This window comes from Mycobacterium ostraviense (assembly GCF_002705925.1).
In the GTDB taxonomy this organism is placed as follows: domain Bacteria; phylum Actinomycetota; class Actinomycetes; order Mycobacteriales; family Mycobacteriaceae; genus Mycobacterium; species Mycobacterium ostraviense.
Genome location: NZ_NKRE01000185.1, coordinates 1 through 416 on the forward strand (window position 1 = coordinate 1; position 416 = coordinate 416).

Annotated in this window: 1 protein-coding gene; it reads left to right on the forward strand. The window is 63.5% G+C overall.

Annotated features, from left to right (window positions below; translation table 11 throughout):
* A partial coding sequence (locus tag CDN38_RS28580; protein ID WP_099319522.1) for an IS607 family transposase occupies nt 1-416 on the forward strand: 416 nt, incomplete at both ends.

Consider the following 416-nt stretch of genomic DNA (forward strand, 5'->3'; position numbering starts at 1 on the left):
GCAGCGTGTGGTGTTGTATGCGCGGGTTTCGTCGCATGATCAGCGCGCGGATTTGGATCGTCAGGTATCTCGGCTGACCGAGTGGGCCAGCGATGCCGGGTGGGAGGTCGGCCAGGTGGTGTCCGAGGTCGGTTCCGGATTGAACGGCAAGCGTCCGAAGCTGTCCCGGATCTTGTCGGACCCTTCTGCCAGTGTGGTCGTTGTGGAGCATCGGGATCGGCTGGCTCGTTTTGGGGTCGAGCATCTGCATGCTGTGCTCGCCGCGCTGGGGCGGCGCATCGTGGTCATCGACGATGGGGAGACCACCGATGATTTGGTGCGCGACATGATAGAGGTGCTCACATCGATGTGCGTTCGACTTTATGGACGCCGCGGCGCGCGTAACCGGGCGATGCGCGCGGTCACCGCTACCAAGC